Source organism: Paenibacillus sp. NFR01 (genome assembly GCF_900111565.1).
Taxonomy (GTDB): domain Bacteria; phylum Bacillota; class Bacilli; order Paenibacillales; family Paenibacillaceae; genus Paenibacillus_AQ.
On the sequence record NZ_FOIK01000003.1, the window covers coordinates 113,304 to 135,727 of the forward strand.

Annotated in this window: 22 protein-coding genes; 21 read left to right on the forward strand and 1 reads right to left on the reverse strand. The window is 49.7% G+C overall.

The annotated features are described in order from the left end of the window. The first annotated feature begins 21 nt into the window (after positions 1 to 21). The 19 genes from BMW84_RS15370 to BMW84_RS15460 all read left to right on the forward strand — a co-directional run bounded on the left by BMW84_RS15370 (position 22) and on the right by BMW84_RS15460 (position 19,426). A complete protein-coding gene (locus tag BMW84_RS15370) occupies positions 22 to 1,320 on the forward strand; it encodes a 6-phospho-beta-glucosidase (protein WP_091069959.1) in 1,299 nt (432 codons plus the stop codon). Positions 1,321 to 1,343: 23 nt separating this feature from the next. Then, positions 1,344 to 2,270, forward strand: coding sequence for an ABC transporter permease (locus tag BMW84_RS15375; protein WP_254773011.1), 927 nt, complete (start codon positions 1,344 to 1,346; stop codon positions 2,268 to 2,270). A gap of 28 nt (positions 2,271 to 2,298) precedes the next feature. Next, positions 2,299 to 3,189, forward strand: a complete 891-nt coding sequence (locus BMW84_RS15380) for a carbohydrate ABC transporter permease (RefSeq protein WP_091069962.1) — start codon at positions 2,299 to 2,301, stop codon at positions 3,187 to 3,189. Between the two features lie 34 nt (positions 3,190 to 3,223). Next, positions 3,224 to 4,843: an extracellular solute-binding protein gene (locus BMW84_RS15385; RefSeq protein ID WP_091069964.1), complete on the forward strand. Its 1,620-nt coding sequence runs from the start codon at positions 3,224 to 3,226 to the stop codon at positions 4,841 to 4,843. A 21-nt stretch (positions 4,844 to 4,864) separates the two neighbouring features. Beyond that, complete coding sequence (locus BMW84_RS15390; protein WP_091069965.1) at positions 4,865 to 6,598, forward strand: family 10 glycosylhydrolase; 1,734 nt, start codon at positions 4,865 to 4,867, stop codon at positions 6,596 to 6,598. Between the two features lie 140 nt (positions 6,599 to 6,738). Further along, positions 6,739 to 6,975, forward strand: coding sequence for a DUF6953 family protein (locus BMW84_RS15395; RefSeq protein WP_091069966.1), 237 nt, complete (start codon positions 6,739 to 6,741; stop codon positions 6,973 to 6,975). 204 nt (positions 6,976 to 7,179) lie between these two features. After that, entirely contained in the window at positions 7,180 to 8,055 is an 876-nt protein-coding gene (locus BMW84_RS15400) for a polysaccharide deacetylase family protein (protein ID WP_139209634.1), read from the forward strand. 12 nt (positions 8,056 to 8,067) lie between these two features. Then, positions 8,068 to 9,177: a GNAT family N-acetyltransferase gene (locus BMW84_RS15405; RefSeq protein ID WP_091069969.1), complete on the forward strand. Its 1,110-nt coding sequence runs from the start codon at positions 8,068 to 8,070 to the stop codon at positions 9,175 to 9,177. A 12-nt stretch (positions 9,178 to 9,189) separates the two neighbouring features. Further along, positions 9,190 to 9,432, forward strand: coding sequence for an acyl carrier protein (locus BMW84_RS15410; protein ID WP_091069971.1), 243 nt, complete (start codon positions 9,190 to 9,192; stop codon positions 9,430 to 9,432). Continuing rightward, on the forward strand, positions 9,429 to 10,175 hold the full coding sequence (locus BMW84_RS15415) for an SDR family NAD(P)-dependent oxidoreductase (protein WP_091069972.1): 747 nt from the start codon (positions 9,429 to 9,431) through the stop codon (positions 10,173 to 10,175). Before BMW84_RS15410 ends, BMW84_RS15415 begins: the two co-directional genes overlap by 4 nt. Further along, on the forward strand, positions 10,172 to 11,521 hold the full coding sequence (locus tag BMW84_RS15420; RefSeq protein WP_091069974.1) for an AMP-binding protein: 1,350 nt from the start codon (positions 10,172 to 10,174) through the stop codon (positions 11,519 to 11,521). The genes BMW84_RS15415 and BMW84_RS15420 overlap by 4 nt, the downstream gene beginning before the upstream one ends. Then, positions 11,518 to 12,588 carry a LuxE/PaaK family acyltransferase gene (locus tag BMW84_RS15425; protein ID WP_091069975.1) on the forward strand — a complete coding sequence of 357 codons (1,071 nt, stop codon included), beginning with the start codon at positions 11,518 to 11,520 and terminating at the stop codon, positions 12,586 to 12,588. The genes BMW84_RS15420 and BMW84_RS15425 overlap by 4 nt, the downstream gene beginning before the upstream one ends. Before the next feature lie 17 nt (positions 12,589 to 12,605). Beyond that, on the forward strand, positions 12,606 to 13,832 hold the full coding sequence (locus BMW84_RS15430) for an acyl-CoA reductase (protein ID WP_091069977.1): 1,227 nt from the start codon (positions 12,606 to 12,608) through the stop codon (positions 13,830 to 13,832). Between the two features lie 204 nt (positions 13,833 to 14,036). Next, on the forward strand, positions 14,037 to 14,717 hold the full coding sequence (gene pnuC / locus BMW84_RS15435) for a nicotinamide riboside transporter PnuC (RefSeq protein WP_091069979.1): 681 nt from the start codon (positions 14,037 to 14,039) through the stop codon (positions 14,715 to 14,717). Further along, positions 14,714 to 15,724 carry an AAA family ATPase gene (locus tag BMW84_RS15440; RefSeq protein ID WP_091069980.1) on the forward strand — a complete coding sequence of 337 codons (1,011 nt, stop codon included), beginning with the start codon at positions 14,714 to 14,716 and terminating at the stop codon, positions 15,722 to 15,724. The genes pnuC and BMW84_RS15440 overlap by 4 nt, the downstream gene beginning before the upstream one ends. Positions 15,725 to 15,740: 16 nt before the next feature. Beyond that, entirely contained in the window at positions 15,741 to 16,631 is an 891-nt protein-coding gene (locus tag BMW84_RS15445) for an NUDIX hydrolase (RefSeq protein WP_091069982.1), read from the forward strand. Further along, positions 16,631 to 17,188 (forward strand): NADAR family protein, encoded by a 558-nt coding sequence (locus BMW84_RS15450; protein WP_091069983.1) that lies wholly within the window; start codon positions 16,631 to 16,633, stop codon positions 17,186 to 17,188. The genes BMW84_RS15445 and BMW84_RS15450 overlap by 1 nt, the downstream gene beginning before the upstream one ends. Before the next feature lie 17 nt (positions 17,189 to 17,205). Beyond that, the gene (locus BMW84_RS15455) at positions 17,206 to 18,027 is read left to right on the forward strand and encodes a TIGR02452 family protein (RefSeq protein WP_091069985.1); all 822 of its coding nucleotides are present in this window, start codon (positions 17,206 to 17,208) and stop codon (positions 18,025 to 18,027) included. 259 nt (positions 18,028 to 18,286) lie between these two features. Then, complete coding sequence (locus BMW84_RS15460; RefSeq protein ID WP_091069986.1) at positions 18,287 to 19,426, forward strand: 5-methyltetrahydropteroyltriglutamate--homocysteine S-methyltransferase; 1,140 nt, start codon at positions 18,287 to 18,289, stop codon at positions 19,424 to 19,426. Positions 19,427 to 19,447: 21 nt separating this feature from the next. Here BMW84_RS15460 and BMW84_RS15465 read toward each other — a convergent pair whose 3' ends face one another. Then, positions 19,448 to 19,816, reverse strand: coding sequence for a DUF1304 domain-containing protein (locus BMW84_RS15465; RefSeq protein WP_091069988.1), 369 nt, complete (start codon positions 19,814 to 19,816; stop codon positions 19,448 to 19,450). Between the two features lie 259 nt (positions 19,817 to 20,075). On the opposite strand from BMW84_RS15465, the gene BMW84_RS15470 reads away from it, so the two are divergent. Further along, entirely contained in the window at positions 20,076 to 21,176 is a 1,101-nt protein-coding gene (locus BMW84_RS15470) for an FIST signal transduction protein (protein ID WP_091069989.1), read from the forward strand. A gap of 16 nt (positions 21,177 to 21,192) precedes the next feature. Then, positions 21,193 to 22,200, forward strand: a complete 1,008-nt coding sequence (locus BMW84_RS15475) for a methyl-accepting chemotaxis protein (protein WP_091069991.1) — start codon at positions 21,193 to 21,195, stop codon at positions 22,198 to 22,200. Positions 22,201 to 22,424 lie beyond the last annotated feature (224 nt).

Genomic DNA, 22,424 nt, shown 5'->3' on the forward strand with positions numbered 1-22,424 from the left:
AAAACGAAGGAAGGGTCTGTTATGAAGCAATCACTCAAGCTGGTCGTCATCGGAGCGGGATCCTCGTATACGCCGGAGCTTATGGAGGGCATCATCCTGCATCATAAAGAGCTTCCGGTCGGCGAAGTATGGCTGGTCGACATTGAAGCGGGGCGGGAAAAGCTGCATACGATTGCGGAGCTGAGCAAGCGTATGGTTGCGGGGTCCGGCCTGCCGATTACCGTCGTCGAGACGCTTAACCGCAGGGAAGCCATTGCCGGCGCAGACTTTGTCTGCACGCAAATCCGGGTCGGCATGCTGGAAGCGCGCAAATGGGACGAACGGATTCCGCTTCGGTACAATGTCATCGGGCAGGAGACGACCGGTCCCGGAGGAATGATGAAGGGCCTGCGGACGATCCCGGTCATTCTGGATATTTGCAAGGATATGGAGGAGCTGGCTCCGGATGCCTGGTTGCTGAATTTCACGAATCCGGCCGGCATGGTGACCGAAGCGGTTCACAAATATTCCTCCGTCAAAAGCGTAGGCCTGTGCAATTCGCCGATCGGCTTTCAAAAGTGGCTCTCCGAATTCTTCGGGCTGCCCATGGAGAAGATCTACGCGGAGTTTGTCGGGATCAACCACCTGCACTGGGTATCCGACGTCGTGATCGACGGCGAAAGTAAGCTGCAGGAGCTGATTGATTATCCCCAAAGCTATAAAGCCAGCAACGTGCCGTTCGACTCCTGGGACCATCGGTTCCTCAAGGGCCTGCAAGCGATACCTTCCTACTACTTGAGTTACTACTACATGACGGACACGATGCTCGCGGAAGAGAAGGAAGCGGTGGCCACGACCGGCTCGCGCGCCGAAGTGGTGAAGAAGGTGGAGGAAGAGCTGTTCGAGCTGTACCGGGACGAAAGACTGCAGGAGAAGCCGAAGCAGCTGGAGCAGCGCGGCGGGGCTTACTACTCGGAGGCGGCCGTGCTGCTGATGCGCTCCATTTATAATGATGCCCGGGATATCCAGACCCTGAATGTAAGGAACAACGGAATCATCGGCTTCCTGCCGGACGATGCCTCGATTGAAGTGAACTGCATCGTCACCAAACAAGGCCCGCTTCCGGTTCCGCTGCGCCGTATTCCGCCTTCCGTCAAAGGTCTGCTGGCTGCGGTCAAGCAGTACGAGAGCCTCACGATTGAGGCGGCCGTCCATGGGGACCGGGACATCGCCCTGCAGGCGATGGTCCATCATCCGCTGGTGCCTTCGGTCACCGTCGCCGAGCAGCTGCTGGATGAGATGCTGGAGAAAAACAAACCGTTTTTGCCGCTGTTTCACTAATGCCCCAGGAGGAGGAAAACCGGATGAAGGCGGCCGCAAAACCAAGTATATGGAGAAGGTTGGCCAGTCAATGGGATTTGCAGTCCATGGTTTGGCCGGGAATCATTTTTGTTCTGATATTCAGCTACATTCCGATGTACGGCGTGGTGATGGCATTCCAGCAGTACGATATTTTCAACGGCATCCTCAAAAGCCCTTGGGTGGGCTGGATGAATTTCCGGATGTTCTTCGAGGCCCCGGAGTTCTGGAATATCATGCGCAACACCATTGTAATCAGCTTGCTCAAGCTGGTGATCTCCTTCCCAGCCCCGATTATTCTGGCACTCATGCTGAACGAGATCGGGAATATGGCCTTTAAGCGAGTGATCCAGACGGTCAGTTATTTGCCTTATTTCCTGTCCTGGGTTATCGTCTCCGGCTTTGTCTTCTCGCTGTTGTCCGTCGACAACGGCACGGTGAACTTTTTGCTGGAAAAGTTCCATTTAACCGCCGAGCCGGTGAACTTTCTGGCGCTGCCGAAATACTTCTGGTCCATCCTGGTCAGCGTGAACGTGTGGAAGGAAGTCGGATTCGGAAGCATCGTCTATCTGGCGGCGATTGCCGGCGTGGATCCGACTATGTATGAGGCCGCCTCGATCGACGGAGCGAGCCGGTTCAAACAAATTCGCTTAATTACACTCCCCAGTATTACTCCCATCATCATCATTTTTATGATTCTTGCCATCGGCAACCTGCTCAGCGCGGGCTTCGAAGATATTTTGCTGTTGGCCACCAATCCAATCCTGCGGCCTTACTCCGATGTAATCGACACCTATGTGTACCGTGTTGGGATATTGAATGCCAGATTCTCTTATGCGACAGCGGTAGGGTTATTCAAAGCGGTGATCAGCGTCATTCTGCTGGTAACGGCCAATAAAATCGCCCGCCGGGCCGACTTCAGTCTCTGGTAGGATCTGCTACCGATAGGAGGGGTAAACAATGAGACTAAGCCTGGGCGACAAAATCATGCAGCGGAGTATTTATATTCTTTTGACGCTGCTGGCGGTGATTATGCTCTACCCGTTTTGGAACGCGTTGGTTATTTCGTTTAATGAAGGGAGCGATACGGCGCTCGGCGGCGTGACCTTGTGGCCGAGAGCGTATACGCTGGAGAACTATTATATCGTGTTTCAGGATCACCGCCTGCTCAATTCCTTCTGGATCACCATTCTGAGAACCTTGAGCGGCACGTTATTGTCCGTCTTTTTCACGGCGCTGTTAGCTTATGGAATGTCCAAGAAGAATCTGCTGTTCCGCAAGCAGTATATGGTGTTCTTCATGATCACGATGTTTTTCAGCGGGGGATTGATCCCTTCTTATATGCTGATCCGTTCGCTTCACATGCTGGATACCTTTTGGGTTCTGATTATCCCCGGCATCATCAGCGTCTATAACATGATCGTCATCCGCACCTTTTTCTCCGCGCTGCCGGAAGGGCTTGAGGAGTCAGCCAAAATCGACGGCTGCAGCAACTATGGCATTTTCTTCCGCATCGTCATTCCCGTCTCCGGCCCGGTGCTCGCCACGATTGCGTTGTTTACGGCGGTTGGTTACTGGAACGACTGGTTTACGGGGGCGATCTATATCACGAATGATCAGCTTCTCCCGATACAGACCCTGCTGCGGCAGATCATGAATTCCAACATTATGACCGAGATCGGCACGTCGAATGCCATCGCACTGGATCATATGAACCGGAACCGGACGATTACCACGAAGTCGCTGACCATGGCGACGATGATGATCGCGACCATTCCAATTATCCTGACGTACCCTTTTCTCCAAAAGTATTTCGTGAAGGGCGTCTTGATCGGTTCATTGAAAGAATAGCAGTCTCCATAATGTGTAGAAAGAAGGGAAAAGAATGCGCAATCGGTTCAAAGGAGTATCGCTTCTGCTCATCTCCGTACTGCTTCTTCTCACTGCCTGCGGCCGGAAAAATTCAAATTCGAATGCCGGGAATGCCGCCGCGGACGATGGCAGCGGGATCAAGCCCGTGACCTTCAGCTTTTATGGAAATTACGATTGGCTTACGACAGCGCCTTGGGCAGACAATGAGGCGACGAAATGGATTCAGGAGAACCAGAAGGTGACCGTTGAACCGGTGCAGTCCGGCGGCGCAGCCGCGGAGAAGCTCAACACGATGATCGTCAGCGGCGATTTGCCGGATGTCATCTTCACCGACCGGGGACCGACCGTAGAAAAGCTGGTGCAGGCAGGACAGCTCGTTGCCCTCGATGATTACTATGAGAAGTATCCCAACTTCAAAAAGTATGTCAAAGAGTCCACGCTGAACCTGCTTCGCTCGGAAGACGGCAAAATCTATCAAATTCCGAACTGGTACACCTCGGGCCAATTCGGCAACGGCGGCTGGATGGTCAATAAAGATATTTACAACGCGCTCGGCAAACCTGCCCTGGAAACCTTCGATGATCTGTATCAGTACCTGCAGCAGGTCCGGGAAAAGTATCCGGATGTTGTGCCTTTGGAGGTCGGCGAGAAGGGGGCTGGCCTGGAAATCATGTACGGCGGCTTCCGGGAGGATGCCACCAGCAAGTTCATTTCTCTCGGAGGATACCCCGAAGGCGACAAGCTGGTCTCGATCTATGACGATCCGGCTTACAAGGAAATGATGCTGTATGTCAATAAGCTGTACCGCGAACGCCTGATTACACAGGATGCGCTGCAGCAGACCCAGGATGCGGTTAAAGAAAAGGTAAATACCGGCCGGGTAGCGGTGATGGTCGAATCCAACATTACGACATACGGGGCCGAAGGGCACCGGGCGTTAACGGCGAGCAATCCGGACAGCGGGTATGAGATCATTTGGCCGATTCATAAAGCCGGCTTAGACAAGAACAAAGTGTTTGTCAGCGGTTTTGAGACGCTGGGCTGGAACGTCAATGTCATTACGAAGAAGGCGAAGGATCCGGAGGCGATTTTTGCATATTACGACTGGATCACGGGTCCGGAGGGACAAAAGGTGCTGTTCTTCGGCCCGAAAGGCCTCTACTGGGATGAAGAAGACGCAAGCGGAGCGCCGATCCCGAACGAGAAATACAAAACGGCGCCTGCGAACGAACGCACCGAAACGATGCGCAAATTCGAGGACTTCAACTGGGCGGGCAATACGACCTTTATCGATACGGCAAAAATGAGCCTGGAGGCGTCGCTGGCCGCGAACCAAAAATCGTGGGAGACGGTAGCCCAGTCCACGGTAACCTGGAAAACCGCGCTGGACATTACGGAATTCGTAAATACCGATCCGGTGCCGGATACGGAAATCGGCATCATCGCCCAAAATGTGGCGGATATTTATACGCTGGCTTTTGCCCAGATGGTTCAAGCCAAGTCGGATGAAGATGTGCTGTCGGCGCTGGATAAAGCCAAGAAAAACGCTGAAAAAGCCGGACTCGCGAAGCTGCTGGAGTACAAAACCGAGAAATGGCAGGAGAATGTCCAGAAAATCAACGCGACGAAATAACTCATTTATGGAGGCGAGATTATGGCATTTGCTCTGAAAAAGAGATTCATTGCGGCGTTAAGCTTCTTGTTGGTTTTCCCGGTGATTGGAACTACGGCTCCTGTTAAGGCTGCGGGAGAGAGCAAAACTCCGTTTGAAACGGAGGTTATTGTACGGACCGTCAATCAGTTCAAGAACAAGACGGATGTCGCAAATTTCATCGCCTTGTCCAAACAATACGGCGTCGATGTCATCAGCATGAATGTGAAGCAGGATGAGGATGACGAGGTTCCATCCGGATCGGTATTCTATCACAGCACCATTGCTCCGATTGCCCAGGGCTACCAGAACTTCGATGCCCTGCAAGAGGTGGTTACGGCCGCCCATGCCGCAGGCATCAAGGTTCATGCCTGGATTCCGCAGTTCCATGATCAGCAGGCCTTCCTGAAACACCCGGAATGGCAGATGCAGGCGCTCGTTAACGGAGTGCGGACGCCGTTTACCGGTTCGGGCGGCAACGAATACTTCGTCAATCCGATCCGCCAGGAAGTGCAGCAATATGAGCGTTCCATCATTCAGGAAGTGATCGACAATTATGACGTGGACGGCGTCGTGCTGGACTGGATCCGGTTCGACAATTACAACATGGATGTCAGCGATTATACGATCGCAAAATACAAGGCACAATACGGATATTCGCCGCTCACCATCGACTTCAATACCGATTCGGCGAAGCGGCAACAGTGGAACGAGTGGAGAACGGAGCAGATCGGGCAGTATGTCGGCGATATCCGCGAGGATATTTCCCAATCTGCAAATCCGGATGTGCAGCTGGGCGTGTATATTTTGCCGCCGGAATTTACGGAAGTAGGGCAGAACGTAGCCAAATTCAAGGATTATATCGACTTCGTTGCCCCGATGGCGTACTTTGACGACTGGGAGTTCAACAGCGACTGGGTGTACAGCACATCCTACGGCATCCTGAAGGATACAAGCGACCGGATCAGCGGGAGCCAGGCGAAAATCGTCGCGACGCTCGATAACGACTGGACCGACGATCAGTATCAGGAGATTTACCAGGGAATCCGCGAGAACTATCCGGGCGTGAAGCGGTTGTCCTTCTTTGCTTACGGGGTTTGGCCGGAATCTGAGCTGGCCAAAATCCATGAACGTGAAACCTGGCCGACGCCGGATTGGACGGCTCCGGAGGACCAAGATTATCCGGCGCAGCTGCCGGCGGGATGGAAGGCCCGGAATATCGGTTCCATGCCGGGGAACGTCACCTATAATGCCACCAATAAGCAATTTACACTGAGCAGCACCTCTACGGATATTTGGGGCAATGGGGATCAAATGAATTATATTTATCAATCCTTGTGGGGCAATGCAGAGATTATTGTGAAAGTGCAGTCCATAAGCCGCCTGGACGGCTGGGCCAAAGCCGGAGTCATGATCCGTGAGACGCTTACTTCTGATTCGAAGCATGTAGACATGATGCTCACCCCGGAGAATGGCGCAACCTTCCAGTATCGTGCAGCGACCACTGGCGTTACCGTCGACCACACGGTTGCCGCGACAGCCCCGAAATGGCTGAAGCTGACCCGAAACGGAAATACCTTCACCGGGGCGATTTCGTCGAACGGAACAAGCTGGCAGACGGTCGGAACCGTTCAGGTTCCAATGACCCGCAAGGTGTATATCGGCCTCGCGCTTAGCAATCCGGGTGACGACTCGAGAAACAAGGCCGTGTTCGGAAACGTAAAAGTCACGCAATAAGAGAATGTTCCCTGCATGGCAGTAAGGCGCCGGAAAGCCTGCTGCCGTGCAGGGACTTTTTTGTGAACGGCAGGATAGAACGGTTCATGCTATAATGGGGGCATCTACGAGCAGGGCAAGCAGGAAGGAGCAGGAACCCCATGGAAGTAACCGCGCAAGACGTGGCGGAATGGATGGTCAAGGAAATCAGGTTTACGGGGACGTTATACCAGACCGCTGCGGTTGAATACGTGAAGGCCAATTTCGGCGAGCAATTCGTATTCGTGAACGAGAACGGAAACGCATCGCTGTCCAAAGAGGTGAAGAAGGCGTTCCGCAAGCTGCACGGCGGCCGGATTGCTTGGGACCGCGACGGTTTTTTGTGGGCCTGGACCTAAGTTTGAACAACAAGTCAATAAGAACAAACACTGGGCTGTCCAATGTGGACAGCCTTCTTTAAAGAGTGCTCGCTGTCGTAAATGTGTCGATACCAGGGATAGGCACCGAATGAAACAGGCTAAAAATAAGTGGTGTATAAACCGATAATCTAACTATATTACTTCAAGATCAAAAGGGTGAATGGGTTGCGAGACGTTGCTATTATGTATCACTATGTTCAAGTTCCTGGGTTGAAGGGAATCCATCCGCTGCACCCTGACTTGTTCGAGAAACAACTAGATTGGGTTTTACAGAATTATGAAGTCGTTGTACCCGATGATTTAGAGAAACCCCGTCAATCGAAACCCAGATGCGTGATTACCTTTGACGATGCAACCAAAGATCAGTATGAGATTGCATTTCCGATTCTTAAATCGAGGGGAATTCCAGCATACTTTACTTTTATGTCCGGTATCTTTACAAACAGGAAAGTTCCGGTGGTTCATCTTGTACATGCGGCACTGTCGTTTTTCACTGATGAAGAGATATGGGAAGAAATCTGCAGTAAATTTGATACCTCCCAAGTTAAAGAAAATAGCCAAATCTATAGTTATGAGCCGGATATATATAGAAGGTACAATAAATACGCTTTAAACTTTTATCTGTCTGAAGAAGAAAGTAGAAGCGTGCTTGAGCCCAAATTAATTGAAAAGTTTCAAACCTGGGATCGTTTTATAGAGTCTTATTATATTAACCTCGATGAGTGGAAAGTTATAAATCATGCGGGCATGTCTATTGGAGTCCATGCTGTAGATCACAAGCCATATTGTGGAGTGGCTGAACGCTTTTTCGCGAATGAAATAAAACCCTGCAAACAATTCATCCAGGAACATTTAGGTTTTTCGCCTAAGTGGTATACGCCAGCCTTTGGCGGAGGGACGCTCTACCAGGACATGATATTGAAGTTGCGTCCAGTTTTGGAGAAAGAAGGATTTGCAGGAGGTTTTACTACTTTGGCGGGTTTTAATGATGAGAATAACCGATTCTGGCTCAACCGCTTTGATTGCAATCGTATTCCACCTGTAGGTAATTTCGAATAAAAGGAGATTTTTATGGAGATTCGTTTATTTAAACGTTCCGAGACTTCTGAGCTGATGAGCGCTCTAAATGATTTATGGGCTAAAAATCATATTCTAAGCAGGGACGAAAATTTACTGAATCATATGTTTTATGATCATTCTGTAAGCCAGACCGTATTTGGGCGAGACCACTATGGATTTCTTGGTGCATGGCATGAAGGCGAAATTATCGGCATCTTCGGATTAATGGCTTTCGAATTCAATGTGTATGGCAAACAAAAAATGGGCTTTGCTCCTACTAACTGGATCGTTCCTCCCGAGCATAGACATACGGGCGCAGGCATACAGCTTATGCGTAAAATGCTGGAGTTTGATCCGGCTGTCGTCCTAAATCTAGGAATTAACGCTAATGTAGCTAGATTATATAAAGGTATGGGCGGCTATCAAGTCATACCTGATGTTCCTAGATGGATCGGGATACAGGATAAGGATTCTACGATTAAACTTCTTCTGGAAGGGAACGAGAAACCCGTCAGGTATTATGATAAAATTCGTAGTGTAGAAGGCAACCCGACCTATAAAGTTTTCGAACAATTTGATCCTGAAAAGTGGGATGTTTTTTATTCGAAATGGGCGAAAGCTAATGTCGGTTTTTCAAGGAATGCTGCGTTCCTATCTTGGAGATATCTTAATCACCCTTCATTTAATTATCAGGTCTTTACTTGCGAGAACAATGATGGACAATACAAAGGCTTGCTGGTCGTGAGAAAAGAGACGATTTTGGATGGAAAAGGGTCCATTGGCAGAATTGTCGAGTTTATTGCCGAGGATCAAGATAGCGCAATTCAGTTAGCTAACGAAATCGTAAAATTCAGTGAGCAGAACAACCTTCTATTTAACGATTTTTATTGTTTCTCTTCAATTACATCATGGGGCCTTGAGGCTGTCGGATTTAAACGTGTGATGAAGAATGAAGCGGATAAGCTAGTTCTGCCAACAAGATTCAAACCATTAGATTTAGAAATCACGCATATGATGGCAGCGATGTACGTATCTAAGGAGCTTCAAGGCAAGATTGAATCCATCAATGATCAAACGTGGTATATTACAAAAGGCGATGCTGACCAAGATAGACCTAATTAGGAGGAAGAGACCATGACAAACAACCAAAAATTAAACCAAGCTTTTATTGATGCACTAGGTATATCTCCAGATAATAATGTCGAAGAGTTGAAATATAACGCCATTCCGGAATGGGATTCCATTGCCCATATGGCACTGGTGGCCCAACTTGACGATACGTTTGATATCATGCTGGATACTGAAGATATTATTGAAATCAGTTCGTTCAATAAAGCTATTGAAGTATTAAAAAAATACGGAGTCTCCTTTGAATGATAACATTAAAGGATAAAGTTATATTTATTACGGGATCATCTAAAGGAATTGGAAGACAAGCAGCATTTACGTTCGCCGCAGCGGGAGCTAAGTTGGCAATAAATGGACGAAACGAACAATCCCTTTATGATTCCCAGCAAGAGATTGAACGTGAATTCGGCACGGAAGTACTACCGCTTCCTTATGATGTTAGAGACATTGCGAAAGTAAAAGAAGCTTTTATGGCCATAAAGAAAAAATTCGGCCAGTTGGATGCTCTGGTAAACAACGCCGGTATTCTTCAAGACCGTTTGCTCGGGATGATCGACGGGCAACAAATGCAGCAAACCTTGGACACCAATTTATCGTCGGCAATTTACCATATGCAATATGCCGCAAGGCTGATGTCGCCAAAAAAATATGGGAGCATCGTCAATTTAGCTTCTATTATCGGCAGAAACGGAAATGCGGGACAAGTAGTATATAGTGCAAGCAAGGCCGGCTTGATAGGTGCAACCATGTCCGCAGCGAAGGAACTGGCCGTTCATAATATCCGTGTAAATGCAGTCGCTCCCGGATTTATAGACACGGACATGGCAAAAAGCCTTCCGGCAGAAAAGTTTAAGGAACGGTTGGAGAGCATTAAAATGGGCAGGATCGGGCAGCCGGAAGATGTAGCCAACGTAATTTGTTTTCTTTGCAGCGATTTATCTAGCTATGTTACCGGTCAAGTCATCGGCGTGGATGGAGGAATGCTGATATGATGTTTTGGGAACTTCCCGACGACAACTCTATATCCATCATAGAAGCCGACTCTAATCTTGCGATTACGTATGCGCAACTTCGTGACAGGGTCGGCAGCTTCCGGGAACAGCTGTCTTCGCTTTCCCCTAAGAAGCAGGTGGGCATTATTTTTGCGAGAAATACGATTGACTGTGTTGTGGCTTATTTGGCTGCGCTGAACAATAAAGATACGGTAATGCTCCTGGATGCTGGGTTGACAGAGGAAATAAAAAAAGATTATATCCAAACCTATAACGTGGATTGGGTCTTTGACAAGGAACTTATTAGGCTGGAGAATAACGAGGATGATACGCTCTATCCAGAATTAGCTGTGCTGCTTACTACTTCCGGTTCGACCGGGAGTCCGAAGCTAGTACAGCTTTCTTATAACAACTTGCAAAGCAATGCGGTCTCAATAGCGAATTATCTCAACATAACTGCCATGGAACGTCCGATCACCACACTTTCCATGGCATATTCATATGGGTTGTCGGTAATAAATAGCCACATACTTCAGAGAGCGACAATTATCCTTACAGACGAATCGGTTGTCAGTTCGCGCTTTTGGGAGTTGTTTAAGACCCATGAAGCAACTTCGTTTGCTGCTGTCCCATATTTATACCAGATGCTATACAGATTGAAGTTTGAACAAATGGAATTACCCTCGCTTCGCTCGTTCACGCAAGCAGGTGGTAGACTTGCCCAAAATTTAGCGGAATATTTTTATCAAGCGGCAAAAAAGAAGAACTGCAAATTTACGATGATGTATGGACAGACAGAGGCAACAGCCAGAATTAGTTATGTGCCTTTTGACAAGTTGCCCGAAAAAATGGGAAGTATTGGAATTGCCATACCTGATGGGAAAATAATGCTGAATGAACAAACATCTGAATTAATTTATATAGGCCCAAATGTCATGTTGGGTTACGCCGAAACTAGGAAAGATCTGACAAAAGGGGATATTCTGAAAGGGAGCCTTCAAACCGGCGATATTGGACGAATTGATGAGGACGGGTATTTCTGGCTCGAAGGAAGGATAAAGCGATTTATCAAGCTGTATGGATTAAGAATGAATCTTGATGATCTCGAACGCTACATCAATACGGAGTTTTCAATGCCTGTTGCATGCGTAGGGAGTGATGATATCCTTTCCGTTATTATAGAAGGGGAGGAAAACGTTGAACTCAAGGATAGTGTTCGGAAAAAACTAAAAGAACGTTATCGGATTCACCATCTGAACATCAATATAGTATTCAAGGACACCTTCCCTTTATTAGAAAATGGAAAGATTGATTATGGGAAGTTGAATAAAGAGGGCCAAATATGATCGATCAAATTCTTTCTTCCGAGAACCCCTACAAATTGTCCCGTGATGTCAAAGAATTCATGTTGCTAAAAGAATTACGTGAATTAACCGATTTTCATTATCGACAATGCCTGCCTTACCAAAGGATTCTTGATAAGACATCCGCAAAGATCGAAGTTAATGAATTAACCGAACTTCCATTTTTGCCGGTTCAATTGTTTAAAATGTTGGATTTGTTTTCGATGCCTGAAGAAGAACGCTTTAAGATTCTGAATTCCAGCGGGACTACAGGTCAGCAGGTATCTCGAATTCATATTGATAAATTGACTTCGGAAATGCAGACCAAAGCGTTGAATTTAATAGTGCGTAGTTACTTGGGGAAAAAAAGGCTTCCTATGATCATTGCCGATACTAATTTATTGAAAAATCGTTCTCAATTCAGCGCGCGCCTAGCGGGCACAATTGGTTTTTCGCAATTTGGGCATCATCATCTTTATTTATTTGACGAGGATATGAAGCTTAAAGAGGCAGAACTTTTGGAATTTCTTCAGAAGTATAAGGGTGAAAAAATATTCATATTCGGATTCACTTATATAATTTGGGAATTTTTATTGAACAACTTTAAGCGTTCTAACCGTATTCTTGATTTAGAAGGAAGCATACTGATTCATGGAGGAGGATGGAAAAAGCTCCAAAACCAGGCTGTATCCGATGGTATGTTTAGAGATTTGCTTAAGGAGCAGTTCAATATTTCCCAGGTCTATGATTATTACGGAATGGTAGAGCAAGTCGGATCGATTTACATGCAGTGCGAACACGGGCATTTGCATACTCCTGACTTTGCGGATATCCTCATTCGCGATGAAGAAACCCTGAAGCCTGTTCCATACGGAACAGAAGGATTAATTCAAGTTTTAAGCATTCTTCCAAGAAGTTATCCGGGCCACAGCCTGCTTACTGAAGATAGAGGCACAATTCTCGGAGAAGACGATTGCGAATGCGGCCGTAAAGGGAAGTATTTCATTGTTCATGGCAGACTTCCGAAAGCAGAAGCAAGAGGCTGTAGTGACACGTTTACGTTAACGTAATTGTGGGGAGGGGAAACATGCAAATAATCATACCTAAGAAACTGCAAGATTCGGAATGGAGAGCGCAAATAAATAAAGTGGCAAATCGTTCGAACTCCATTCCTTTTGATGCAACTACGGTTAAATTCCTAGAGGCATTGTCTAAAAGTATCTTATTGGACAGAACAATGCGGGCATACCCGGAATTAATGGCTACGGCCCATTGGCTTCGGAAGAGTCACATTATGGAACTTCAAAAAAGATTTGAACAGTTTGGGATAAGCCGACATTTGCGGCCAAGAGGAACCGTTATTCATTTTGCTCCTGCAAATGTTGATTCCATTTTTGTGTATTCGTGGATCCTTTCGATGTTAACCGGCAATAAGAATATTGTTCGTCTGTCACGGAGAAACAACCCGCAAACCGAAATTTTATTTGATAAAATTAACGCTTTGCTGGAACAAGAACTATTTGTTGAAATTGCAGATAGAACGCTTTTAGTGAGATATAACCATGAAGAGGAATATACCCAAGCTCTTTCGGATATTTGCCAACTTCGAGTAATTTGGGGTGGAGACCAATCTGTTAGATCAATACGTGCGTGTTCTCTGCCGCCAAGTGCTGTGGAGCTTGTTTTCCCAAACCGTTATTCTAAGGCGATTATTCAGGCTTCAAGCGTAAATGAATTAGAGGATGCAGCCCTTGATGATTTGTCCAAAAAGTTTTATAACGACGCATTGTGGTTTGGCCAAATGGCATGCTCTTCACCCCGCGAAGTTTATTGGATTGGCGAGTCGGAAGAAGTAGAAATGGCAAAGGCGAAATTTTGGGAATTTGTTGACCGAACAATCGATAAAGAAGGCTACAAGAATGAAACCTATATGAATGTGCTTCGGTTAACAACAGCTGATTTTTTGGCAGCTCAAGATTATTCCGATCATGTGTTTACTGAGGGCGCTCATAAGACTGTGCGAGTAGGAATGAATGCTATTCATGGGGAATATAACACCGTTCATTGCGGTGGCGGATTATTTTTAGAGTATCAGATTCATCATATAAATGAACTCACTGAAGCAATTAATGAAAGCGTTCAGACCTTAAGTTATTTTGGAATATCAAAAGATCAACTTGTCGATTTTATGAATCAATTGCCGCATGGTGGCGTTGACCGAATTGTTCCCTTTGGACAAGCACTGCATTTCGACTCGGTGTGGGATGGATACGATCTCCTCGTGTATCTTACAAGAGAAGTCATCATCAATTAAAGGTGAGAACAAGAAAATGAAGAACGCCCTTAGGTGTTTGTTCGTATGAAACCATCGCTTGGCATTAGTGCCGGGCGGTGTTTTTTATTTTTCCTAAAATTAGGCGGATGCCCCCTTGCATTCCTTAAGCACATCTGATATCTTGTTAGTAACAAATTAATAATATCAATAAGTTACTAAGTTGGAAAAGCGGAGGGATACACCATGAAGAAAGTTGCGGGCAGCTGGAATAGGTTCGAGCTGGTGTGGCTGTTTCTGTTTACTGCGATTGCCATTATATTTACGGTCGTTTCCAAGGATTCTCTGTTGGGTTTTACGGTCTTTATTACCGGCGTTCTGTGCGTGGTGCTTACGGCAAAAGGAAAGCTGATCAGTTATGTGTTTGGCATGTATAACACCTTCGGGTATGCCTATATCGCTTATGTTAATGGCTTGAATGGCGAATTGATGCTTAATCTGCTGTTTTTTGTTCCGATGAACGTGATCGGCTTTTATATGTGGCGGCGGAATATGGAAGGCGGCAAGCTGGCGATGCGCCAGATGAAGGTACGAGACATGCTGCTCGTCGGAGCGGTGTGCGTCGCCGGTTCGGTGCTGCTGGGATTCGGTCTGTCGTTCATAAAAGGGCAAAACTCGCCTTACATTGATGCGATTACAACGGTGTTGTCCATTGTTGCGACGCTTCTGATGGTCACCCGCTTCAAAGAACAGTGGCTCCTCTACATTGTCCTCAATATGTTCACGGTGCTGCTGTGGGTGATCCGGACGGCGGAGGGCAGCGGTGAAGGTCCGATGATGATCGTGATGTGGAGCGCATATCTGATGAACGCAGTCTACGGTTACTATAACTGGAATAAGGGTGCGAAGGAGGCGGCATTGGCATGAAAAAGCTTGGATTAACGCTCGGCAAATTCGCCCCGCTGCATAAAGGGCATCAGTTCATGTTTGAGACGGCCCTGCGGGAAGTCGACGAACTGATTGTTGTCATCTATGAAACGACCGTGTCGCCGATTCCGCTGCATGTCCGGGCGAACTGGATCCGTAGGCTCTATCCGACGGTTCGGGTCATCGAAGCCTGGGACGGTCCGGACGGATATTCCGATGACAGGGAGCATGAAATCCGGGAAGAGCAATATATTCTGGGATTGCTTCAAGGGGAGCAAGTGACCCACTTTTATTCGAGCGAGTTCTATGGCAAGCATATGAGCATCGCGCTGGGCGCCGTTGACCGACGGGTGGATGAAGCACGTCAGCAGGTGCCGATATCGGCGACGATGGTCCGTTCCGATCCGCATAAATACCGGGATTATGTCAGTGATCTCGTGTACCGTGATCTGATCACCAAAGTGGTGTTTGTGGGCGCGATGTCCACCGGCAAATCCACGATTACCGAGGCCTTGGCCCAGCGCTACCGGACAACGTTTGCTTCGGAATACGGGAGGGATTATTGGACCGAGCATCAGGTGGACCGGCGTATCGGCCTAGAGGCCTTCGATGAAATCGCCGTGGGCCATATCGAGCGGGAAGAGCGGGCGCTGCTGGAGGCGGACCGGTATCTTTTTGTCGATACGAATGCGATAACGACGTATATGTACGCCTTGGATTACCACGGACGCGCGCCGGAGCTGCTGACCCGGCTCGCGCTGGAGAATGCGCAGCGGTATGATTTGTTTTTCCTGTGCGAGGACGATATTCCATATGACGATACCTGGGACCGCAGCGGCGATCAGAAGCGGCAGGTGTTCCACAAGCAGATTATTGCCGACCTCAAGGCCCGGCGAATTCCCTACATTACGCTGCGGGGATCGCTGGAGGAGCGCATGAACAAGGTCGATAAGGTACTGGCGACATTTAAACCCTATAGTAATTATTTTGGCGAGCTGTGCAAATAAGGAGGAGGGCAAACCCATGGGTATGGTGGATCGTGAAGGATTGACAGAAAGCGAATTTTTGGCGCAATACCGGGCAGGTGATTACGAGCGGCCTTCGGTGGCGACGGATATGGTGATTTTCACCGTGACGAGTACGGAGGAGGGCAACTACCGCAAGCTTCCGGAAAAAGAACTGCGCATCCTGCTCATCCGCCGGGGCGGGCACCCCTACTTGGGCAAATGGGCGCTGCCGGGCGGCTTCGTCCGGCCGGATGAGAACGCGGATCAGGCTGCCGCGCGTGAGCTTCAGGAAGAGACCGGCGTAAGCGACGTGTATTTGGAGCAGTTGCATACTTTCACCGACGTAGGGCGGGACCCCCGCACCTGGGTTATGAGCTGCAGCTACATGGCTTTGATCGACAGCAGCCGGTTTCGGCTGGAGGCCGGGGACGATGCCGACGATGCGGCCTGGTTTAAGGTGAGCTACCGGCTGCTGCGGGAGCAGAAAGAGCTGCTGGAGGAAGGGTATGTCCGAACATGGACCTACGAACTGAAGCTTAGCGCCGAGGGGGAAGAGCTGACGGCGGTGATCAACCGGACGGTGACGGCCAAGCCGACCTCCAGGTCTCTTGAATACACCATCGTAGAGAATAACGGCCTGGCGTTTGATCACGGAAAAATCATCGCCTGCGCCATCGAGCGCCTGCGCGGACAGACGAATGACAGCGATATTGCGCTGCATCTGATGCCGAAGCTGTTTACGTTGACGGAATTGCAGCAGGTATACGAAGTGATTCTGGACAAAGAGCTGCTGAAGGCGGCCTTCCGGCGCAAGGTCGCCGAGTTGGTCGCAGAGACCGACCATTATACGGAGAATGCGGGACATCGCCCTTCCCGCTTATATCGGAGGAACTGGGGGGAAGCCTGATGATCTACACGATCGAAGAGCTGAGAAAAGCGCATCTCGCAGGAAAGTCGTTTAAATATTTATTTTTCTGGGGTCATACGCCGCCGAAGGACGGAAGCGTAAGCAAAAGCTGCTTTAGCCAGTGGTGGCCGAGCCGCTTTACCGTAGAGGGAACCGAATATTCTTGCGCCGAGCAGTTTATGATGGCCGAGAAGGCCCGGCTGTTCGGGGACGAAACGATGCTGGAAGCGATCTTGAAGACTCATGATCCGAAAGCCATGAAAGCCTTCGGGCGTGCAGTAAGCCGCTTCGACAAGGAAGTATGGGACAGCCAATGTTATGACATCGTCAAAAGAGGCAGCGTGGCTAAATTTTCGCAAAACCCGGCGCTTGGCGAATATCTGAGATCGACCGGCAATCGTATTCTCGTCGAGGCCAGTCCGCGGGACCGGATTTGGGGGATCGGGATGGGCGAGTCAAACCCCGATGCGGAGAACCCCATGAAATGGCGCGGGAAAAATTTGCTTGGATTTGCGCTGACGGAAGCGCGGGATATTCTTAACGCGACATCCTTATAAAGAGAGGGGAATTTCAAATGAACCGGAAAGAAATTGCCGAAGACACCGTGAAGATTCAGCGGCAAGGTTTCTATGATTATAAAGAAAGCCGAAAGGAGTTTGCGGCGCTGCAGAAGCATTCGGAGGATCACAGCGAGCTGATTACGCCGGCGCAAGGCGCAGATTTGGTCCGTAATCTCGCCGGACTGCCCCGGCAGCCGCAGACCGCTGCCTGCACCGTGGGCACCGAAGCTACAGTAAAGGCTATTCTCGATTTCGCACTGGCCGGGAAGGAGCGGGTCGGCGTCCTCAACTTCGCCAGCGCCAAAAACCCGGGCGGCGGCTTCCTGAACGGAGCGATGGCCCAGGAGGAGAGCCTGGCCGCCTCCAGCGGATTATATGATACGCAGCTGCGTCATGAGGGTTACTATCAGGCAAACCGGGCCAACCCGTCGATGATGTATACCGATCATGCGATTTATTCGCCGGATGTGGTGTTTTTCCGCAATGAGCGGTTTGAGTTGATCCCTCAGCCCGTCACCGCCTCGGTCTTGACGCTGCCTGCCGTTAACTATGGCCAGGTCCAGCTTAAGGGGGAATCCACAAGACAAGCCGAGCGGGTCATGAAGGACCGGATGCGGCTGGCGCTGGCGATCTTTGCGCACAAAGGCGACAAGAACCTGATTCTGGGCGCATACGGCTGCGGCGTATTCCGCAACGATCCCGTAAAGGTCGCGAGATGGTGGCGGGAGCTGCTGCAGGACGAAGGCCTGGGCATGTTGTTCTCGGAGATCCGGTTTGCGGTGCTCGATACCTCGAAAGACGGCAAGTGTATCAAAGCCTTTCAGCGGACGTTCTAACCATCCTGTTCCTATAAAAAGAAACTATTAGCCCGGTATTCGCAGCCTTAAACCGCCGATGTCTTTATGCAAACGCTGACAAGAGGCCGATTGGCGTTCCCCTACGGCATTCTTCCGATGAACTGGCGATTGGGGCATGGAAGGGTATGGGCTGTGTCTTGTACTCTTCTTTGGCTATCACTTATTCGTATAACCGGAACCGCACTTTAGCGTGCTATAGTACATGTACCCAATACGAACGAATAAGGAGATTATGCCAATGAGTACACCTACAGCCCCTGAACAACGCACAGTTACGCCATTCCGCTATGATATCGTGGGCAGCTTCCTGCGCCCGGCTGCTTTGAAAGAGGCAAGAGCGAAATTCCAGAACGGTGAACTTACCGCCGAACAGCTGACTGAAGTAGAGAACGCCGAAATCACCAAGCTGGTGCAGAAGCAGCAAGAGGTCGGGCTGAAGGCCGTGACGGACGGGGAATTCCGCCGTTCGTGGTGGCATCTGGATTTTTTCTGGGGACTGGACGGCGTGGAACGCACGATCATTGATCAGGGCTACCAGTTTAACGGTGCGCAGTCGAGACCGGAAACCGCGAGCCTGACCGGGACAATCGGCTACAGCAGCCACCCTTTTGTCGCCCACTATACGTTCCTGAAAAGCATTGCCGGCGGCAGCGTCGTCGCCCGCCAATCGATTCCGGCCGCGGCGCAGTTCCTGTTCGAGCTGGACCGCGCGGAGAATCAGGAGCGCACGAAAGCGATCTATCCGGACCGTCAGGAGCTGGTCGCGGATATTGCCAAGGCGTACCGGGCCGTCATTCTGGCGCTTTACGAAGCGGGCTGCCGCAGCTTGCAAATCGACGATTGCACCTGGGGCGCGCTGTGCGATGTCCAGTTCATCGCCTTTATGGATCAGATCGGCCTAGATCCGGCCGACTATGCCAATGAATTCGCGAAGCTGAATGAAGCGGTGGTAGCGGATCTGCCGGAGGACCTGGTGGTCACCACACATGTGTGCCGGGGCAACTATGTATCAACCTATGCGGGTGTAGGCGGAGGTTATGAGCCGATCGCGAAGACGCTGCTGGACATCAATAACTACTCCGGCTACTATCTGGAATTCGATACGGATCGCGCCGGCGATTTCAAACCGCTGCGGTTCCTGAAGGAGCATCAGCAGGTTGTGCTTGGCCTGTTCTCCTCCAAAATCGGCGAGCTGGAGAGCAAGGAAGAGATTCTGAAGCGCATCGGGGAAGCCCAGCAATACGTCGACCTGGATCGGATCTGCTTGAGCCCGCAATGCGGCTTCGCTTCGACGGAGGAAGGCAATCACCTGACTGAGGAGCAGCAGTGGAACAAGCTGGCCTTTATCAAAGAGATTGCCGATGAAATCTGGAAATAATGATCTAAGGGAATCCGTCCTTTAGAAATGTGCGGCAATAACGGCAAGCAGCGCTAAGAGGGCCGGAAGACCCTGCATGAGCAGGATGGATCTCTTGGCGGTAATGCCGCCATAGATTGCTGCGACAACGACGCAGAGTACAAAGAACAGCTGGAGCTGATAGCTGAACGTATCGTTCGGGTGGAAGAGGCCCCAGGCCAGGCCGGCGGCCAGAAAGCCGTTGTATAGCCCCTGATTGGCTGCCAGCGATTTCGTATCGCGGGCGAACTGAGGTGTCGTGCCAAAGGCTTTTTGCCCGCGGGGAGTCGTCCATAGAAACATTTCCAGAATCAGTATGTATACATGCTCCAGCGCTACAATAGCAACGAGAATGGTGCTAAGAATGGCCATTTTATCCCTCTTTTCTTCATCTAAATAAATTGATTAAAATATAATTTTGCACCACTAATATATCCAAAGGATGCCGCTCTGTCAATTTAGCGGATTCAACAGGGACACAGCCCGGGAACTCCCGGGCTATATTTATTTTCAATTTAATAGAATCAATAGAATTATTCTTTATTGTGAGGAAATGAAAGGGACTTTATACTCAATTGTGCAAGAGCATTTAGGTTAAACTTGGAATCTATTTCTACTGGAGGTGTTGTCGATGAAGTATTCTGTAGGCAGAAGCTCGAAACAGGACATCAGGGAAGCCGTAACGGAAGCCGCGGCCGGGATCGGCTCACCAAGGCTGCTTTTGTTTTTCTCGGATGTGGGACATTTTGAGGAATACAATGAAGAGATCAACGCGAGATTTAATGGCAGCATTATCCTGGGTTCGACGACCTTTGCCGGGTTTTGCAAAGACGGGGCGTACAAGGAAGGCCTGCTGGTCATGGGAATCGAGGAAGGAATCGAATGTTATGCCGACGTGCTGGAAGAAGCCAGCCGGTTCCCGCTGAAGTATGTGGAGCGGATCGAACGCTCGCTCGGACAATTCTCCGATTTGAGCAATACGATATGCTTCGAGATTTCCACGGCGTTAATGAGCTGCGAGGAACTGGTGCTCTCGACGCTGAATTCGGTTCTGGATGAGAAAGGCATCCCTTTGTTCGGGGGATCGGCCGGCGATCACGGCCGAGCGGAACGGACAATGATCTCGCTGAATGGCAAGGTACACAATAATGCCTGCGCTTTTGTATTCATCAAGAATCTGGGCGGAAAGATCCGAATGTACCGGGAAAACATCTATAAACCTACGCAGCATCATTTTACGGCCACCAAGGTGGATGAGCGCAACCGGATCGTCCATGAATATGACAACCGGCCGGCTGCCGTGGTCGTTGCGGAAGCCCTGAATACGACGATAGACGGCCTGCCGAAATATCTGGACGGCTATCCGATGGGCCGCATTATCGGGAACGAGATGTACATTACCGCCAATCAGGCGGTTACAGGCGGGCAGGGAATGTCCTATCACGCCAAGGTGTACAACAACTCGCAAATGGTGCTGCTGGAGCCGGACGATTACAAGACGGTTATACATAATACGATTGAAACGGTGAAAAAGGATATCCCCCGGCCTTCGCTGGCCCTCATGGTCAATTGTCTGGCCCGGTCGATGCTGTTTGAGGGGGACGGATACTTAGATGATTTTGCGCGGGATATGAGCATGGCCCTGGGAGATTACATCGGTTTTGCCGGATACGGCGAGCAGCTGGGGCAACAGCATTTCAACCAGACCATGGTCCTGGCTGTATTCGAATAGTGAGGCGGGTATACATATGAAATGGTTCAGATCGACGGATAAAACGAATGCCGATGCCGCGGAGCAAATCGCGGTGACAATGGAGACGACAGCGAAGCCTGAGCCGGCGATCGCTGTGCCCGAGGATTGCGATAAGGAAGTATTGTACGGCGTTATGCACATTAACAAGAAACTCGGCCAGTTTATGAACGAAGAGGTCATCGTCACGCAATCCATCCACGATATCGGGACGACGTACTCGCAGATTAACGGCATTCAGGACATGATCTCCAGTCTCGATGCCAATTTCAATGAATTCCGGCAGTACGCTCAGAAGATCGACGGCGTGATGAACCAGACGGATACGGCCGTTCAGCAAGCCGATGATAAAATGGGCGTTCTCTCGGAAAAGCTGGACGGCACCTGCGGGCAGCTCCATTCCATTACGGACGCCTTTCAGGTGCTGGAGCAGAATTTCAAGCATATCATGCATATGTCCGCCGGCATTACGGAGATTGCCAGCAGCACGAACCTGCTGGCGCTGAACGCGTCCATTGAAGCGGCGCGCGCAGGCGACGCAGGCCGGGGATTTGCTGTGGTCGCGGAGGAAATCCGCAAGCTGTCCGGCTCAACCGCTCAATTGGTCAGCGGTATCGACGAGAGCGTAAACGCCCTCTATCGCAGCATTGACGCCTTGAAAGACAACATCCGGCACACTACAGCCACGATCCAGGATAACTATGAATACGCCCAGAACGTGCAGCAGGATTTCAAGGAAGTGGCCGAATGCACGGTAGAAGTTAAAAATTTCAGCCAACGGATTATTACCGGCATTGAAAGCACCAGCTCGCAGATCAATAACGCGGCATCCGGCGTAGGCTCCGCAGCCGCACTGGTATCTTCCCTCGGCAGCAAACTGGAGCAGCTTAATCTGCGGTTGAGCAAAAGATCCATCATTATCTGCAGCATTACCGACTTCCTGCAGCAGATCGAAAATTTGCTTACGGATTCCGTAAGCCGCAAAGGGTCAAAGCCTAAACACTGATTGGAGTAAGCCGGCCGTCCCTTTCGGGTATGCTTCCGGCGGGGGCGGGCCGGTATAAATCGATTTTCCAGGCCGAAGCGGATCGTTGAAGATATGCATAAGCTCAAGTCATAATCGCCCAGTAGATAGAGCGGCGAGAGATAGGGCAGGATCCGGCATAGAGCGGCGAGGAGCAACTTTTTTTCAGTGATTGGTTTCATCCATGGTTTCTGCCCGGCGATATT

Coding starts and splice junctions, on each gene's coding strand:
- BMW84_RS15375 (WP_254773011.1), top strand. CDS start 1,344: ATGAAGGCGGCCGCAAAACCAAGTATATGGAGAAGGTTGGCCAGTCAA.
- pnuC (WP_091069979.1), top strand. CDS start 14,037: ATGAAGAAAGTTGCGGGCAGCTGGAATAGGTTCGAGCTGGTGTGGCTG.
- BMW84_RS15395 (WP_091069966.1), top strand. CDS start 6,739: ATGGAAGTAACCGCGCAAGACGTGGCGGAATGGATGGTCAAGGAAATC.
- BMW84_RS15440 (WP_091069980.1), top strand. CDS start 14,714: ATGAAAAAGCTTGGATTAACGCTCGGCAAATTCGCCCCGCTGCATAAA.
- BMW84_RS15445 (WP_091069982.1), top strand. CDS start 15,741: ATGGGTATGGTGGATCGTGAAGGATTGACAGAAAGCGAATTTTTGGCG.
- BMW84_RS15415 (WP_091069972.1), top strand. CDS start 9,429: ATGATAACATTAAAGGATAAAGTTATATTTATTACGGGATCATCTAAA.
- BMW84_RS15380 (WP_091069962.1), top strand. CDS start 2,299: ATGAGACTAAGCCTGGGCGACAAAATCATGCAGCGGAGTATTTATATT.
- BMW84_RS15430 (WP_091069977.1), top strand. CDS start 12,606: ATGCAAATAATCATACCTAAGAAACTGCAAGATTCGGAATGGAGAGCG.
- BMW84_RS15370 (WP_091069959.1), top strand. CDS start 22: ATGAAGCAATCACTCAAGCTGGTCGTCATCGGAGCGGGATCCTCGTAT.
- BMW84_RS15465 (WP_091069988.1), bottom strand. CDS start 19,816: ATGGCCATTCTTAGCACCATTCTCGTTGCTATTGTAGCGCTGGAGCAT.
- BMW84_RS15425 (WP_091069975.1), top strand. CDS start 11,518: ATGATCGATCAAATTCTTTCTTCCGAGAACCCCTACAAATTGTCCCGT.
- BMW84_RS15460 (WP_091069986.1), top strand. CDS start 18,287: ATGAGTACACCTACAGCCCCTGAACAACGCACAGTTACGCCATTCCGC.
- BMW84_RS15400 (WP_139209634.1), top strand. CDS start 7,180: ATGTATCACTATGTTCAAGTTCCTGGGTTGAAGGGAATCCATCCGCTG.
- BMW84_RS15470 (WP_091069989.1), top strand. CDS start 20,076: ATGAAGTATTCTGTAGGCAGAAGCTCGAAACAGGACATCAGGGAAGCC.
- BMW84_RS15405 (WP_091069969.1), top strand. CDS start 8,068: ATGGAGATTCGTTTATTTAAACGTTCCGAGACTTCTGAGCTGATGAGC.
- BMW84_RS15475 (WP_091069991.1), top strand. CDS start 21,193: ATGAAATGGTTCAGATCGACGGATAAAACGAATGCCGATGCCGCGGAG.
- BMW84_RS15450 (WP_091069983.1), top strand. CDS start 16,631: ATGATCTACACGATCGAAGAGCTGAGAAAAGCGCATCTCGCAGGAAAG.
- BMW84_RS15385 (WP_091069964.1), top strand. CDS start 3,224: ATGCGCAATCGGTTCAAAGGAGTATCGCTTCTGCTCATCTCCGTACTG.
- BMW84_RS15455 (WP_091069985.1), top strand. CDS start 17,206: ATGAACCGGAAAGAAATTGCCGAAGACACCGTGAAGATTCAGCGGCAA.
- BMW84_RS15410 (WP_091069971.1), top strand. CDS start 9,190: ATGACAAACAACCAAAAATTAAACCAAGCTTTTATTGATGCACTAGGT.
- BMW84_RS15390 (WP_091069965.1), top strand. CDS start 4,865: ATGGCATTTGCTCTGAAAAAGAGATTCATTGCGGCGTTAAGCTTCTTG.
- BMW84_RS15420 (WP_091069974.1), top strand. CDS start 10,172: ATGATGTTTTGGGAACTTCCCGACGACAACTCTATATCCATCATAGAA.